This window comes from Kitasatospora sp. NPDC041917, from assembly GCF_055589745.1.
In genome coordinates this window covers 28796-43062 of the sequence record NZ_JBVJBI010000005.1, presented here as the reverse complement: position 1 = coordinate 43062, position 14267 = coordinate 28796, and the positions used below count along the sequence as shown (strand labels likewise).

General features: G+C 71.5%; 10 protein-coding genes and 1 pseudogene. 8 read left to right on the top strand and 3 right to left on the bottom strand.

What is annotated here, in order from left to right; translation table 11 throughout:
* Nucleotides 1–30: 30 nt before the first annotated feature.
* Complete coding sequence (locus ACZ6EM_RS07655) at nucleotides 31–1074, bottom strand: LacI family DNA-binding transcriptional regulator (RefSeq protein WP_465771960.1); 1044 nt, start codon at nucleotides 1072–1074, stop codon at nucleotides 31–33.
* 878 nt (nucleotides 1075–1952) lie between these two features.
* Between ACZ6EM_RS07655 and ACZ6EM_RS07650 the strand changes: the two genes are divergently transcribed.
* The 6 genes and pseudogenes from ACZ6EM_RS07650 (at nucleotide 1953) to ACZ6EM_RS07625 (ending at nucleotide 8779) form a co-directional block, all read left to right on the top strand.
* Nucleotides 1953–2768 (top strand): carbohydrate ABC transporter permease, encoded by an 816-nt coding sequence (locus ACZ6EM_RS07650; RefSeq protein WP_465771959.1) that lies wholly within the window; start codon nucleotides 1953–1955, stop codon nucleotides 2766–2768.
* Complete coding sequence (locus ACZ6EM_RS07645) at nucleotides 2765–3652, top strand: carbohydrate ABC transporter permease (RefSeq protein ID WP_465771958.1); 888 nt, start codon at nucleotides 2765–2767, stop codon at nucleotides 3650–3652. Before ACZ6EM_RS07650 ends, ACZ6EM_RS07645 begins: the two co-directional genes overlap by 4 nt.
* Before the next feature lie 93 nt (nucleotides 3653–3745).
* Nucleotides 3746–5092 carry an ABC transporter substrate-binding protein gene (locus tag ACZ6EM_RS07640; protein ID WP_465771957.1) on the top strand — a complete coding sequence of 449 codons (1347 nt, stop codon included), beginning with the start codon at nucleotides 3746–3748 and terminating at the stop codon, nucleotides 5090–5092.
* An 80-nt stretch (nucleotides 5093–5172) separates the two neighbouring features.
* Nucleotides 5173–6924: a glycoside hydrolase family 35 protein gene (locus ACZ6EM_RS07635; protein ID WP_465771956.1), complete on the top strand. Its 1752-nt coding sequence runs from the start codon at nucleotides 5173–5175 to the stop codon at nucleotides 6922–6924.
* Between the two features lie 160 nt (nucleotides 6925–7084).
* Nucleotides 7085–7777 (top strand): annotated as a pseudogene (locus tag ACZ6EM_RS07630) (transposase); the annotation flags it as partial.
* 195 nt (nucleotides 7778–7972) lie between these two features.
* Nucleotides 7973–8779: a DeoR/GlpR family DNA-binding transcription regulator gene (locus tag ACZ6EM_RS07625; protein WP_465771955.1), complete on the top strand. Its 807-nt coding sequence runs from the start codon at nucleotides 7973–7975 to the stop codon at nucleotides 8777–8779.
* Between the two features lie 23 nt (nucleotides 8780–8802).
* On the opposite strand, the gene galK is transcribed toward ACZ6EM_RS07625, so the two are convergent.
* A complete protein-coding gene (galK, locus tag ACZ6EM_RS07620; RefSeq protein WP_465771954.1) occupies nucleotides 8803–9948 on the bottom strand; it encodes a galactokinase in 1146 nt (381 codons plus the stop codon).
* Between the two features lie 245 nt (nucleotides 9949–10193).
* Here galK and galT point away from each other — a divergent pair, with 245 nt between their 5' ends.
* Nucleotides 10194–11300 (top strand): galactose-1-phosphate uridylyltransferase, encoded by a 1107-nt coding sequence (gene galT, locus ACZ6EM_RS07615; RefSeq protein ID WP_465771953.1) that lies wholly within the window; start codon nucleotides 10194–10196, stop codon nucleotides 11298–11300.
* Between the two features lie 358 nt (nucleotides 11301–11658).
* Complete coding sequence (locus ACZ6EM_RS07610; protein ID WP_465771952.1) at nucleotides 11659–12840, top strand: MFS transporter; 1182 nt, start codon at nucleotides 11659–11661, stop codon at nucleotides 12838–12840.
* A 219-nt stretch (nucleotides 12841–13059) separates the two neighbouring features.
* Here ACZ6EM_RS07610 and ACZ6EM_RS07605 read toward each other — a convergent pair whose 3' ends face one another.
* Nucleotides 13060–13653, bottom strand: a complete 594-nt coding sequence (locus ACZ6EM_RS07605) for a recombinase family protein (RefSeq protein ID WP_465772108.1) — start codon at nucleotides 13651–13653, stop codon at nucleotides 13060–13062.
* Nucleotides 13654–14267 lie beyond the last annotated feature (614 nt).

Here is a 14267-nt window from a genome sequence, read left to right as displayed (position 1 = left end):
CGCTTTCTCGTCCGACGTCCTGGGGATCCGTCAGGGGGCCGGTGCCGTGCTGGCGCGGACGACCAGGTCCGGGGTGACGGTGACGGTCCGGTCGGCGGTCGGAGCTTCGGACGCCCGGTCGATCTGGGCGAGGAGCTGGGCGACGCACTGCCGTCCGACCTCCTCGAAGTCCTGGCGGATCGTGGTGAGCGGCGGGAGGTAGTAGGCCGCTTCGGGCAGGTCGTCGAAGCCGACGACGCTGACGTCCTGCGGCACCCGGCGGCCCGCCTCGTGGAGGGCCCGGACGATTCCCAGGGCCAGCTGGTCGTTGGCGGCGAAGACCGCCGTGACGTCGGGTCGGGTGGCCAGCTCCAGGCCGATCTCGTACCCGGAGGCGGCCGTCCAGTCGCCGTAGCGCAGCGGCGGGACGGGGGCACCCGCCGCCTTCAGCGTGGCGTGCCAGGCGGCGGCGCGGCGGCGGGCGGCGTAGGAGTCCTGCGGTCCGCCGACGTGCCAGACGGTGCGGTGCCCGAGGTCGAGCAGGTGGCGGGTCGCCGCGGTGGCCCCGGCCGTCTGGTCGGTGTCCACCGACGGGAACCGGCGTTCCGGGTCGCCGTCGGCGACGACGACGGGCACGCCGGAGTGGAGGTCGAGGCCCGGCCGGTCGAGGATCTGAGCCTCGATCACGATCAGGCCGTCCACGGCCTGCTCGGTGAGCTGACGGACGGCCTGCTGCACGGCTTCCTCGGTCCGGTCCTCGACGCAGACCACGTTCAGCGAGTATCCGGCGCGCTGGGCGGCGCGGGAGATCGCGGCGAGGGTACGGGCGTTGCCGTGCGCGGCGACGTCGAAGGTGACCACCCCGAGGACGTGGAACCGTCCGAGGGTGAGCGCGCGGGCCGCGCTGTTGCGCTGGTAGCCGAGGATCCGCATCGCGGACAGCACCCGCTCACGGGTCTCCGGCTCCACGTTGCTGCGGTTGTTGGCGACCCGGGAGACGGTCTGTGAGGACACCCCGGCGAGGGCCGCGACGTCCGCCTGAGAGGGCGGCCGTGACCTGCCCCGGGCGGTGCCGGGCGTCCCACTCTGATCCATACCGGTCCTTTCACCAATGTCAGCGTGAACATGGTAGCGCCGGACCATGATCGGCGGGAGTCCGCAGCTCAGGGCATGCGAAAGGGCCGCCGCCCCGCCTGCGTGCGGGCAGGGGGACGGCGGCGGCGACCGCGGCCGACCCTCGACGGCCCGGACGCCCGTCCGCCCCCGGCCGAGCCCGGGCCACCACTCCTGCGGAGCGGCCCGTTGAACGGATCGTTCGGATGGGCGGACGTGCTGGTCACCGGCCGGACGATCCGGCGGCGAGCTTGGGGATGGGGTGGCGCCCGCGCCGGACGCGCAGGGGCGCATCCGACCCGGGCGGCCGAGATCCGGTTCCGACACAGGGCTTCGGGGCCGGTGCACCGGAGGCGGCCGGCCGGGACCGAGCCGACCTGCCAACCCCCGGATGACACAAGAATAAACATATTCGAACGCAATACGACAACCAGATCCGCGGAACCGAACCCGAAGCCCCCTGATCCGCAGGACCGATACCGGAAAGTAACCTACCTCCGCCGGGACCCGCACAGCCCTCGGGCACACACCGTCGACGCCTCGCCATACCCCACCCCACCAGGCATTTTCCCTTCAAGGCGAACCATGGCGGCACACCGCCGAGCCGGGGCGCCCGGTTACGAAGGCGCATCACACCGGCCGGACGGCTTGACGCGTTCAGTGCGCACGGTGAAACTCAACGCCGACGCCATGTTGGCGTAAACATCGCCGAAGGGCACGAACGCGTGAGCACGTCGCACACCTCCACCCCATCCAGTCAGAGCAGGTCACGACCCCGACCACGTCCGGCTTCACGGGCCAACCGGTCCCGCCACGGGGCGGTCGGTTTCGCCTTCTTCGCGCCGTTCCTGGTGGTGTTCGTGATCGGCATCGCCGCGCCGCTCGGCTACGCCGCGTACCTGAGCTTCTTCCAGGACCGGATGATCGGCGGAAACGTCTTCGTCGGGTTCGACAACTACCGGCGCGCGCTGGGCGACGAGCTCTTCCGCGCGGGCCTGTGGCGGGTGCTGCTCTTCCTGGTGGTCCAGGTGCCGCTGATGCTCGGCCTCGCCCTCGTCGCCGCCCTCGCCGTCGACAGCGGACGCCTGCGCAGGCCCGGCCTGTTCCGGATCGGCATCTTCGTCCCGTACGCCGTCCCCGCCGTGGTGGCCTCGCTGATGTGGGGCTACCTGTACGGCGACCGCTTCGGGCTGGTCGGCCAGATCGGCGACCTGCTGCACGTCGACATGCCCGACTTCCTCGGCTCCTCCTGGATGCTCGCCTCCATCGGCAACGTGGTGACCTGGGAGTACGTCGGCTACAACATGTTGATCCTCTACGCCGCCCTGCGCACCGTGCCGCAGGAGCTCTACGAGGCGGCCGAGATGGACGGTGCCGGCGAGTTCCGCAAGGCCTGGAGCATCAAGCTCCCGGCGGTGCGCTCCGCGCTGGTGCTGGCGACGGTGTTCTCGATCATCGGCACGTTCCAGCTCTTCAACGAGCCCAACGTGATGCAGTCGCTCGCACCGGGCGTGATCTCCACCAGCTACACCCCCAACATGTACGCCTACAACCTGGCGTTCAACGGCCAGCAGTTCAACTACTCGGCAGCCGTCGCCGTGGTCCTCGGGGGCGTGACCGCCATCGTCGCGTACGCCGTCCAGATCCGGTCGATGCGGAAGGAACAGGGCAAGTGAGCACCGACACCCCCACCCGCCGACGCCCGCGACGCGCCAGCAACGCGCTCACCGTCGTCATGGGGCTCATGCTCGTGTACGCGCTGCTCCCGCTGGTCTGGCTGTTCATGTCCAGCACCAAGGACAGCGCGTCGCTCACCAGCGGCTTCGGCCTCTGGTTCGGCCACGGCTTCCACCTCTTCGACAACATCGGTGACGTCCTGTCCTACGACGACGGGATCTACCTGCGCTGGTTCGGCAACACCCTGCTCTACGCGGTCGTGGGCGCCGGCGGTGCCGCGTTCCTCTCCACCGCCGCCGGCTACGGGCTCGCCAAGTACCGCTTCCGCGGCCGCACCGCGCTCTCCGCGGTGGTGCTCGGCGCCATCGCCATCCCCGGCACCGCGCTGGCCGTCCCGACGTACCTGCTGTTCAGCAAGGTCGGCATCGTGGACACCCCGTGGGCCGTCCTGCTGCCCTCGCTGGTCAGCCCGTTCGGCGTCTACCTGATGCGGGTCTACGCCGCCGAGGCCGTACCGGACTCGATGCTGGAGGCCGCCCGGATCGACGGCTCGGGCGAGGTACGCACCTTCTTCACGATCTCGCTGCGGCTGCTCGCACCCGGCTTCGTCACCGTGCTGCTGTTCGCCCTGGTCGCGACCTGGAACAACTACTTCCTGCCGCTGATCGTGCTCAGCAACCCGAAGTGGTTCCCCCTCACCGTCGGCCTCAACCAGTGGAACTCCCTGGCCACCGGCGCCGCGGGCAGCGGCGCCACCACCACCAACTTCTACCCGCTGGTCATCACCGGCAGCCTGCTCGCGATCATCCCGCTCGTCGTCGCCTTCCTCTTCCTCCAGAGGTTCTGGCAGTCCGGCCTGGCCGCGGGCAGCGTCAAGGAATGACCACCCCCTGACCGTTCGCCACCCCCTGACCGTTCGCCACCCCCGGCTCAACCCACCCCCGGCTCAACCCACCCTCACAGCAAGGAGCCATCCATGCCCCCCGTGCGCACCCGTTCGCGCCGCAGACTGCTCGCCCTCGTCCCGGCCGCGGCCCTCGCCCTCGGCCTCACCGCCTGCGGCTCCGGCGGGGGTTCCGGCTCCGGCGGCGGTTCAGCCGACCCGGCCGCCGCCCTGGACGCCCCGGCCACGATCACCTTCTGGACCTGGGCGCCGAACCTCGACAAGACCGTCGCGCTGTTCGAGCAGAAGTACCCCAAGATCAAGGTCAACATCGTCAACGCCGGCCAGTCGGCCACCGAGTACACCAAGCTGCAGACCGCGATCAAGGCCGGCAGCGGCGGCCCGGACGTGGTCCAGGTCGAGTACTTCGCGCTGCCCGAACTCGCCCTCTCCAAGCGGCTGGTGAACCTCAAGGACTTCGGCGCGGCGGGCCTGGAATCCAAGTTCACGCCCTCCGCGTGGTCACAGGTGTCCGTCGGCGGCGGCGTCTACGCCATCCCCCAGGACACCGGCCCGATGGCGATGTTCTACAACAAGAGGATCCTCGACGAGCTGGGCCTCCAACCGCCGAAGACCTGGGCCGAGTTCGAGGCGGCCGCGGTCAAGATCAAGGAGTCGGACCCGAAGCGGTTCATCACCTCGATCGACCCGGGCGACGCCGGCGGCATGGACAGTCTGATGTGGCAGGCCGGCAGTCGCCCCTTCCAGCAGAAGGACGCCACCTCGGTCGCGGTCAACCTCCAGGACCCGGGTGCCAAGAAGGTCTCCGACCTCTGGTCCTCACTGCTCTCGCGCAAGCTCGTCGACCCCGCCCCCGGCTGGACCAACGAGTGGTGGCAGGCCATGGGCAGCGGGCAGTACGCGATGTGGCTGACCGGCGCCTGGGCCCCGGGCAACATCGCCTCCACCCTGCCCGACAGCGCCAAGGACTGGCGGGCCGCCCCGGTGCCGCAGTGGAGCGCCGGCGAGAACGCCTCGGCCGAGCAGGGCGGTTCCGCCGTCGCCGTGCCGTCCACCAGCAAGAACAAGGCCGCCGCGGCCGCCTTCGCGATCTGGCTCGACTCCGACCCGCAGGCGGTCCGGTCGCTCAACGAGAACGGTCTCTTCCCCGCGAGCAGCGAGTTGCTCAAGGACCAGGCCTTCCTCGACAAGCCGCTCGCCTCCCTCGGCGGCCAGCCGGCCAACCAGGTCTTCGCCGCCTCCTCCGCCGCCGTCGGCCAAGGCTGGCAGTACCTGCCCTTCCAGGTCTACGCCAACTCGGTCTTCAAGGACACCGTCGGCCAGGGCCTGACCGGTGACCTCGGCGCCGGTCTGACCGCCTGGCAGAAGCGCATCACCGACTACGGCAACCAGCAGGGCTTCAAGGTCACCGCACCGTGAGCACCGGCCGGCGCCCGTCCGGCCCCCTGCGCACGGGCACCGGCCCGCACCTCAGCCACCATCCCCCCAGGAGCACCACCATGCCCGTCCTCCAGATCGACGGCGACGGCTTCACCCTCGACGGCGAACCGTTCCGCATCGTCTCCGGCGGCCTGCACTACTTCCGCGTCCACCCGGACCAGTGGGCCGACCGCCTGCGCAAGGCCAGGCTGATGGGCCTGAACACCGTCGAGACGTACGTCCCCTGGAACCTCCACCAGCCCCGCCCGGACGTCTTCCGGCTGGACGCGGAGCTGGACCTCCCGGCCTTCCTCGACCTGGCGGCCGCCGAAGGACTCCACGTCCTGCTGCGCCCCGGCCCGTACATCTGCGCGGAGTGGGAGGGCGGCGGCCTGCCGTCCTGGCTCCTCGCCGAACCGGACATCCGGCTGCGTAGCCAGGACCCGGCGTACCTGCGCGCCGTCGAGGCGTACTTCGAGCAGCTCCTCCCCCCGCTGCTCGACCGGCTGGCCACTCGGGGCGGCCCGGTCCTGGCCGTGCAGGTGGAGAACGAGTTCGGCGCCTACAGCGACGAGACCGCCCACCTCGGCCACCTCGCCGACCTGCTGCGCCGACTGGGCGTGGACGTCCCGCTGTTCACCTGCGACCAGCCCGCCGACCTGGCCCGCGGCTCGCTGCCCGGCGTGCTCGCCACGGCCAACTTCGGCAGCCGCTCCCGGGAGGGGATCGCCGCCCTGCGCACGCACCAGCCGACCGGGCCGCTGATGTGCACCGAGTTCTGGATCGGCTGGTTCGACCGCTGGGGCGGCCACCACGTCGTGCGCGACCCGGCCCAGGCGGCGCAGGAGCTGGACGACCTGCTGTCCACCGGCGCCTCGGTCAACCTCTACATGTTCCACGGCGGCACCAGCTTCGGCTTCACCAACGGCGCCAACGACAAGCACACCTACCGCCCCACCGTCGGCTCGTACGACTACGACGCCCCGCTCGACGAGGCCGGCGAGCCCACCGCGAAGTACCACGCCTTCCGCGAGGTCATCGCCAAGTACGCGCCGGTCCCGGCCGAGCCGGCACCGGGCCCCGGCCCGAAGCTCCCCGCGACCACGGTGGCACTCACCGACAGCGCACCGCTGTTCGCCAGCCTGCCGGCGCTCGGCACCGCAGTGGCCTCCGAACGCCCTCTCACCATGGAGCAGTTGCGGCAGGACTTCGGCTACGTCCTCTACCAGGCGATCCTGCCGGCCCCCGGCCCCGTGCTGCTGGAGCTGGGCGACGTCCGCGACCGCGCCCAGGTCTTCGTCGACGGGCAGCCGGTGGGTGTGCTGGAGCGCGAGAGCCACGAACGGGCGATCGCCTTCACCGTGCCCCGGGCGGGCAGCGTGCTGCGGCTGCTGGTGGAGAACCAGGGCCGGGTCAACTACGGGCAGGAGATGCACGACCGCAAGGGCCTGCCCGGCCGCGTCCTGCTCGACGGCGTAGAGCTGACCGGCTGGACCAACCGGCCGCTGCCCCTGAGCGACCTCGGCGGGCTCGACTTCGCCCCGACCGACGGACCCGCCGTCGGCCCGGCCTTCCACCGGGGCACCTTCCAGGTCGAGGAGCCCGCCGACACCTTCGTCCACCTGACCGGCTGGACCAAGGGCAACGTCTGGATCAACGGCTTCCACCTCGGCCGCCACTGGTCCCGCGGCCCCCAGCGGTCGCTGTACGTTCCCGGCCCGGTCCTGCGCCCCGGGCCGAACGAGATCGTCGTGCTGGAACTGCACGCCGGCCACTTCGCCCGCACGGTGGAGCTTCGCGAGCAGCCGGACCTCGGCCCGACCGAGGAGTAGCCGGAGCGCCGAGAACGAGACCGGGTGGCCCGTGGAACACTCCCCGGGCCACCCGGCCTCTCGGCGTGCGCCCGAGCCCGCACCCTGCCGGACCGTCGACGGAGATGAAGTCGTGCGTCGGGGGCCTCTGATAATGGTCCCGGCCGACCCGGCCGTGTTCCCGGTCGTCGACGAGCCCCCTGTTACCGTCTTCGTGGCCCCGCAACGGGGCTCCCTGCCTCCGCCCGCCCTGCGCAAGGCCGGACGCCGCCGCCTGCTCGGCGTCGCCCGGCCCTTGGCCCCACGTATGTTCGAGCGCCCGGTCGAGGACATCCTCACCGCGCTCGACGAGCAGACCGTCGTCGTCCCGGGCACCGAGGCAGCCGCGCTGATCGTGCTGAGTCTGGCCGGCTCGCTGCGGGCCGTCCTCGACCAGCGCAAGCTCCTGGAGAAGCGGATCCAGGAGGTGCTGGACGAGCACCCGCTCTCCACGATCCTCACCTCTCATGCCCTGCATCGGAACGCAGACCGGCGCCCGGGTCCTGATCGACGTCGGCGACGCGAGCGCGTTCCCGACCGCCGCCCATCTCGCCTCATACGCCGGTCTCGCCCCGCGACCCGCAGTTCCGGCTCCTCCATACGCGGCGAGCAACCCTCCCGCCGCGGCAACGAGCAGCTGAAACGGGCGTTCTCCCTGGCAGCGTTCGACTCACTCAGCAACCCGGTCTCCCGCACCTACTACGACAAGAAGATCAGCCAGGGCAAGCGGCACACCCAGGCCCTCCTCCGCCTGGCCAGACGCCGGGTCGACGGACTGTTCGCCATGCTCCGCGACGGCACCCTCTACCCGCCCAGGCCCGCCGGCTCGGCCTGAATCACCGACACACAGAACAGAGTCCGCCGCGACCAGGTGACCACAGAAGTCACATGGCCGCAGGCCCTCATCGACAGCCACCAGGACAGCCGGCTCGTCTCCATGGACACCAGAGTGCGACCTCCCAACCGTCACCGACCCCTTGACCAAACCCGTAGAGGCACCCCCCGTGCCCGGCCGACCGAAAGGACCTCCGTGGCTGACCAGACCCTGCTCGCCGCCCAGCGCCGCACGCTGATCCTCGAAAAGATCCTCCGCACCGGCGCCGTCCGCGTCGCCGACCTGGTCCCCCGGTTCGGCGTCTCCGACATGACGATCCGCCGTGACCTGGAGTCGCTCACCCGGCAGGGCACCGTGCAGAAGGTGTACGGCGGCGCCATCGCCGCCGGGACCGCGAGCACGGACGAACCCGGCTTCGACGTGAAGTCCGGGCTGGAGGAGGGCACCAAGGCCGCCCTGGCCGACGCCGCGGCGCAGCGGGTGGAGCCGGGCAGTGTGGTGGCGCTGTCCGCGGGCACCACGACCTATGCGGTGGCCTCGCGGTTGCTGGAGGTCCCGGGGCTGACGGTCGTGACCAACTCCCTGCGGATCGCGGACCTGCTGTGGGCGGCGGAGAGCGACGGAGCGGAGGCCGTTCCGTCGCTGCTGTTGACCGGTGGGGCGCCGACGCGCTCCGCGGCGCTGGTGGGGGCCCTCGCGGACCAGACGATCCGTACGCTCCACGTGGACCTGCTGGTCCTCGGTGTGCACGGCGTCAGTGAGCAGGCCGGACTCACCACGCCCAACCTGGCGGAGGCGCAGACCAATCGGGCGCTGATCGCCTCGGCCCGCCGCACTGTCGTGGTCGCCGACCACACGAAGTGGGGCGTCGTCGGCCTGAGCAGTTTCGCGACCCTGACGGAGGTCGACTGCTTCATCACCGACGACGCCCTCCCGGTGGCGGCCCGCAGCGCGCTCGCCGACGCGGTCGGGGAGCTCGTCGTGGTGCCGGCCGCCGGCTGACCGGGCGGGGGCGCCGCGCCCGGTCAGGCCAGCCGGCGCGCCCCCGGCGAGGGGACGGCGGTGAAGGCGACGGGTGCGGCGAAGCCCGCGGCGTCGAAGGCCGACCGCACCGCGTCCGCGACCGCTGTCACGTCCGCCGTGGCCACCAGGGCGATGACGGAGCCGCCGAAGCCGCCGCCGGTCATCCGGGCGCCCGGCGCCCCGGCGGCCACGGCGGCCTCGACCGCGAGGTCCGTCTCGGGGCAGGAGACCCGGAAGTCGTCGCGCAGCGAGGCGTGTCCGGCCGTCAGGACCGGCCCCAGCGCGGCGATCCGGCCGCCGTCCAGGTGCTCGATCGCCTCGGCCACCCGCCGGTTCTCGGTGACCACGTGCCGCACCAGCGGGGCGAGTTCCCCGGGGAGGCGTTCCAGGGCGGCGGTGAGGCCGGCGGGCGGCAGGTCGCGCAGCGCGTCCAGGCCGAGCAGGTCGGCGGCCTGCTCGCAGCCGGCCCGCAGGGCGGCGTAGGCGCCGTCGCCGAGGTCGTGCTTGACCCGGGTGTCGATCACCAGCAGCCGGTAGCCGGCCGCCTCCAGGTCGAGCGGGACGTGGCGCCGCTCCAGCGTCCGGGTGTCGAGGAGCAGCGCGGCACCGTCCGTGCAGCAGGCGGAGGCCATCTGGTCCATCACCCCGCAAGGCACGCCGACGAAGGCGTTCTCGGCGCGCTGGGCGAGCAGGGCGAGTTCCGGTGCGGACAGGCCGAGCCCGTACAGGTCGTTCAGGGCGGCGGCCGTGGCGCACTCCAGGGCGGCGGAGGAGGAGAGTCCGGCGCCGGCCGGCACGTCGCTGTCGACGGAGAGGTCGGCGCCGCCGATCGCGTGTCCGGCCTCGGCGAGGGCCCAGAACACGCCGGCCGGGTAGGCGGCCCAGCTGGTGACGACCCCGGGGGCCAGGCCGTCGAGCGCGAGGTCGGTGATGGTGCCGTCGCCCCGGGTGCTGTGGAGCCGCACCCGGCCGTCCGCGCGGCGGCGGGCGGTGACCCTGGTGGTGTGCGGGAGGGCGATGGGCAGGACGAAGCCGTCGTTGTAGTCGGTGTGCTCACCGATCAGGTTCACCCGGCCGGGCGCGGCCCACACGCCGCTCGGCCGGGCGCCGTGGACGGCCTCGAAGTCGGTGGCGGCCTGGTCGATCATCTGTTCAGCTCCCGTGCGTCGCGCGCGTCGCCTCCCACTCCGGGCTTCCATCGATGGGCGGCGACCAATCTCGACACAATCAAACACGATTGACGTTGACGGTCAACACCTGCGGCTTTCTCTGCAAGAGGGGTCCCGGATGGGGCCCGCAAAGCCCCTCGATCTGTTGGAAAACGATCGGATATGTTTGAATCTGTTGATGATCGGCGCAGGTGGCCGAGATCCCCGCATGAAGGAGTACGGCGGTGCACAAGACCGCGACCAAGCTGGCCGACGGCCGTGAGCTCTTCTACTACGACCAGGAGCCGACGGCGGTCCGCGACACCGTGGACGAACGCCCGCTGGAACCCTCCGCGAGCCTCTCCGAGATCCGGCTCGACCCGGTGCTCGGCGAGTGGGTGACCGTCGCCGCCCACCGTCAGCAGCGGACCTACCACCCCCCGGCCGGTGAGTGCCCGCTCTGCCCCTCCCAGGAGGGGCGCCTGAGCGAGGTCCCGGCGGCCGACTACCAGGTCGTGGTCTTCGAGAACCGCTTCCCCTCGCTCGCCCCGGACTCGGCCGCGCACGTCACGGCCCACGACGACGACCCCCTGCGCACCCTCCGACCCGGCAACGGCCGGTGCGAGGTGGTCTGCTTCGCCCCCGACCACGACGCCTCCTTCGCCGACCTGGACGAGGCCAGGGCCCGCCTGGTGCTGGACGCCTGGACCGACCGCACGGCCGACCTGTCGGCCTGGCCCGAGGTCCGGCAGGTGTACTGCTTCGAGAACCGCGGCGAGGAGATCGGCGTCACCCTGGCCCACCCGCACGGCCAGATCTACGCCTTCCCCTTCGTCCCCTCCCGCACCATGCGGATGATCGGCCGCGCCGAGGCGTACCGGGCGAGCACCGGCCGCAACCTCTTCGAGGACCTCGTCGCCGCCGAACGCGCCACCCCCGAACGGCTGGTGCTCCAGGGCGAACACTGGACCGCCTTCACGCCGTTCGCCGCCCGCTGGCCGTACGAGGTCCACCTCTACCCCAACCGCCGGGTGCGCGACCTCACCGCGCTGAACGAGGCCGAGCGCGCCGAGTTCCCCGGCCTCTACCTCGACCTGCTGCGCCGCTTCGACCGACTGTTCCCCGCACCCGACGACGCCGCCCCGAACCGGACCCCGTACATCTCCGCCTGGCACCAGGCCCCGAAGGACGGCGGCGACGAACTCGCCCTGCACCTGGAGCTGTTCACCGTCCGGCGCGCACCCGGCAAGCTCAAGTACCTGGCCGGCGTGGAATCCGGACTCGACGCCTTCGTCACCGACGTGAACCCCGAGGCCGCCGCCGAGCGGCTCCGCGCCGCCGCACCCCACTGACCCGGCGCCCGGTCCGACCAGGCCGGTGACGGTGGCGGCCGAGGGCGCCAGGGACCCGGGCGACGTCGACGCCCTTGCCGCCCGCCTGGTGACGGACGCTCCGCACGGGGCCCGCCTGCGGCCTGACCGCGAGTTACCGCCAGGTGAGGTCCAGGACGGCATTGAGCGTGCCGGTGCGGATCACCCGCCCGCCAGCAGGTCCCGCGCGAGCAGGGCCGACCTCGCCGGGTCCCGAGAAGCGGGGAGCGGTGCCGGACCGGAGCCGACGAGGTGCTCGCTGTCCGAAGCTGACCCGACGGCAGGCCGGCCGTCGTGGGCGGCCGGCCCCGCAAGCATCCCGCACACCGGATGGGACCACATGAGAATCCCCTTGCTCGCCCTGGCCGCCGGCGCGTTCGGCATCGGCACCACCGAGTTCGCGATGATGGGCCTGCTCCCCGACATCGCGGCCGACTTCCACACCTCCATCCCCACAGCCGGCTACCTGATATCGGCCTACGCTCTCGGCGTGGTGGTCGGTGCACCGCTGCTGGCCGGCATGCTGCTCCGGCTCTCATACCGCAGCGCACTGCTGGTCATGATGACCCTCTTCACCGTCGGACACGCCCTGAGCGCCTTCTCGTCCGACTTCGCCCTGCTGCTGGCCACCCGCTTCCTGACGGCCCTTCAGCACGGTGCGTTCTTCGGGGTCGGTGCCATCGTCGCCGCGACCCTGGTGCCCGCCCAGCAGCGGGCCCGGGCGGTCTCCATGATGTTCTCCGGCCTCACGGTCGCCAACATCGTCGGCGTGCCGATCAGCCCGCTCCTCGCCGACCACCTCGGCTGGCGCTCCACCTTCTGGCTCCTGTCCGTCATCGGACTGCTCTGTCTGCTGGGCATCGCGGTCACGATCCCAGCTCAGGGCCGCCCGAAGGCGGTCTCGTTCAGGAGTGAGCTGCGCGCCTTCCGCCGCCGCCAGCTGTGGCTCGCGTTGGCTACGACCGCGCTCGGGTACGGCGGTGTCTTCGCCGCGTACAGCTACGTCTCACCGATGATCACCAACCTCACCGGCTCCGGTACCGGGGCGGTGGCCGTCGTCCTGTGCCTCTTCGGCATCGGCATGACCGCCGGGAACTACCTTGGCGGCCGACTCGCCGACCGCAACCGGCGCGCGGCACTCGGCGGTGCCCTCGCCGTCCTGACCCTGGCCCTGTTCGCCCTCAGCGTCACCGCCCACTGGCTCGTCCCAGCAGCCGCGACCGTCCTGCTCATCGGTGCGGCCTCCTCCGCCGCCGTGCCCTCCCTGCAGACGTGGGTCATGGACGAGGGAGGTGAGGCCGCGACGCTGGCGTCCGCCTCCATCCACTCGGCGTTCAACCTCGGCAACGCCCTCGGCGCCGCCCTCGGTGGCGCCGCCATCACCGCAGGCCTCGGCTACACCGCCCCCGGCTGGGTCGGCGCGCTCATGGCCATTGGTGCCCTCGGCTGCGCACTGGCCGCCGGACCGTCCCTCACCGCCGGGCGAGTCACGGTCGCCGAACCGGCCCAGCAAGCCACGTGACCACCGCGCGCGGCACCCGACTTCCACCGAGACCCGTTCCGGGGGGCAGATCATGAACACGCCCAGCCCCGACTACCTGGCGCAGCTCCTCGCCGAGAAGAAGGCTCTGCAGTTCACCGCTTTCGACAACACGACGGCCTTCGGCCTGGGAGCCGGGTCGGCTGCGGACGGCTTGGTGCTGGTCATCAGGGGTGGAACTCCTACTCGGGCCCTCTCAGGCTAACCCGACAAAGCGGGATGTCTCACCCAAGGCTGACAGAGAGGGACACGGTCCACGATCCGGTACCCGTACGGTGGCTGCCCCCCGGCCCACCGGTCCGTCTTGCGCAGGTGCTTGTGCGCGGCGGTCACCCGGGCCTTGATCCGCTTGAGCTCCATCTCCGCGAAGATCGACGCCAGCATCAGAAAGACCTTGGCCAGCTCGTTCCCGAACGACGACTCCCTCCCCTTCCGATAGTCCAGCGTGATGCCGTCGTCGGTGAAGACCAAGACCTGGTGGTTCTCCTCCGCCCAGTGGGCGCGGTCCGCGCAGTCCTTGGCTGAGCGGAACGCCCGGTCGACCTTCGCCCACACCAACGCGTCCCACTCCCCCTGGCGTTCGGTGAGCCACGGGCCCAGGTCCGGACGCTTCCACGGAGTGACCTCAGCGGAGACGTCCAGGTCCTCGAAGGACCCGACGATCTCCCACTCCTTCGCCAGCGCGTGCCGGGTCGCCGACTCCGCCTGCACCAGGTGCGAGACCTTGCCCTCGTCCCCGTGCGTGTCCGACACGCGCGAACCCACCACCGCCCGAACCGGCGCCAAAACCGTCATGATGCTCACAGGAGGCCCCCTACCACCCAGGCCAGCGGGCACCCTCGAACAGGCCATCCTCGAACGGGTGGACCCTTTTAGAAAAGGCGTCCATCCGCTGGCGCATCGACCTCCAGGTCGCCACCCCCGCCCTCGCCGCCCTCGCCGCCCGCGCCACCGACGCCCGCGTCGAACGCGCCGCCACCCACGCCGAGCGCTGGAGCGACCACGCGCCGGTCACCGCCGAGTTCGATTTCGACATTAACTAACCATCGAATTCCTATAGTTGGCGGAAACGCAGACACAGGCCCCGGGCTGACCGCATGACACCAGCCCAGGGCCCGCTCACATCGGCTCACACGGCCCAGCATTCGTCGAACCGGCTTGACGGGGCAACGACGAATCGACCTGCTTTCGCCAACTCTCGACATCGCCGCCAGGCCAACAGGCCCACATCGAGCGGGCGAGCGACCGAGCCAGTGACCTCCGTCCACGCCCCGGAGAATCACACCGGGTCGTTCACACCGCCGTTGCTTCCGCCGCAGCGAAGTCCCTGGCCCGGCGCCGATCGGGTGTCCAGTCCGGTCTTGTCGGGGCACCGCGCCGCCCGGCGTGCTGTCAGGGTGGGGTGGTGC

Coding starts and splice junctions, on each gene's coding strand:
- ACZ6EM_RS07655 (WP_465771960.1), bottom strand. CDS start 1,074: ATGGATCAGAGTGGGACGCCCGGCACCGCCCGGGGCAGGTCACGGCCG.
- ACZ6EM_RS07640 (WP_465771957.1), top strand. CDS start 3,746: ATGCCCCCCGTGCGCACCCGTTCGCGCCGCAGACTGCTCGCCCTCGTC.
- ACZ6EM_RS07635 (WP_465771956.1), top strand. CDS start 5,173: ATGCCCGTCCTCCAGATCGACGGCGACGGCTTCACCCTCGACGGCGAA.
- galK (WP_465771954.1), bottom strand. CDS start 9,948: ATGATCGACCAGGCCGCCACCGACTTCGAGGCCGTCCACGGCGCCCGG.
- ACZ6EM_RS07610 (WP_465771952.1), top strand. CDS start 11,659: ATGAGAATCCCCTTGCTCGCCCTGGCCGCCGGCGCGTTCGGCATCGGC.
- ACZ6EM_RS07605 (WP_465772108.1), bottom strand. CDS start 13,653: ATGACGGTTTTGGCGCCGGTTCGGGCGGTGGTGGGTTCGCGCGTGTCG.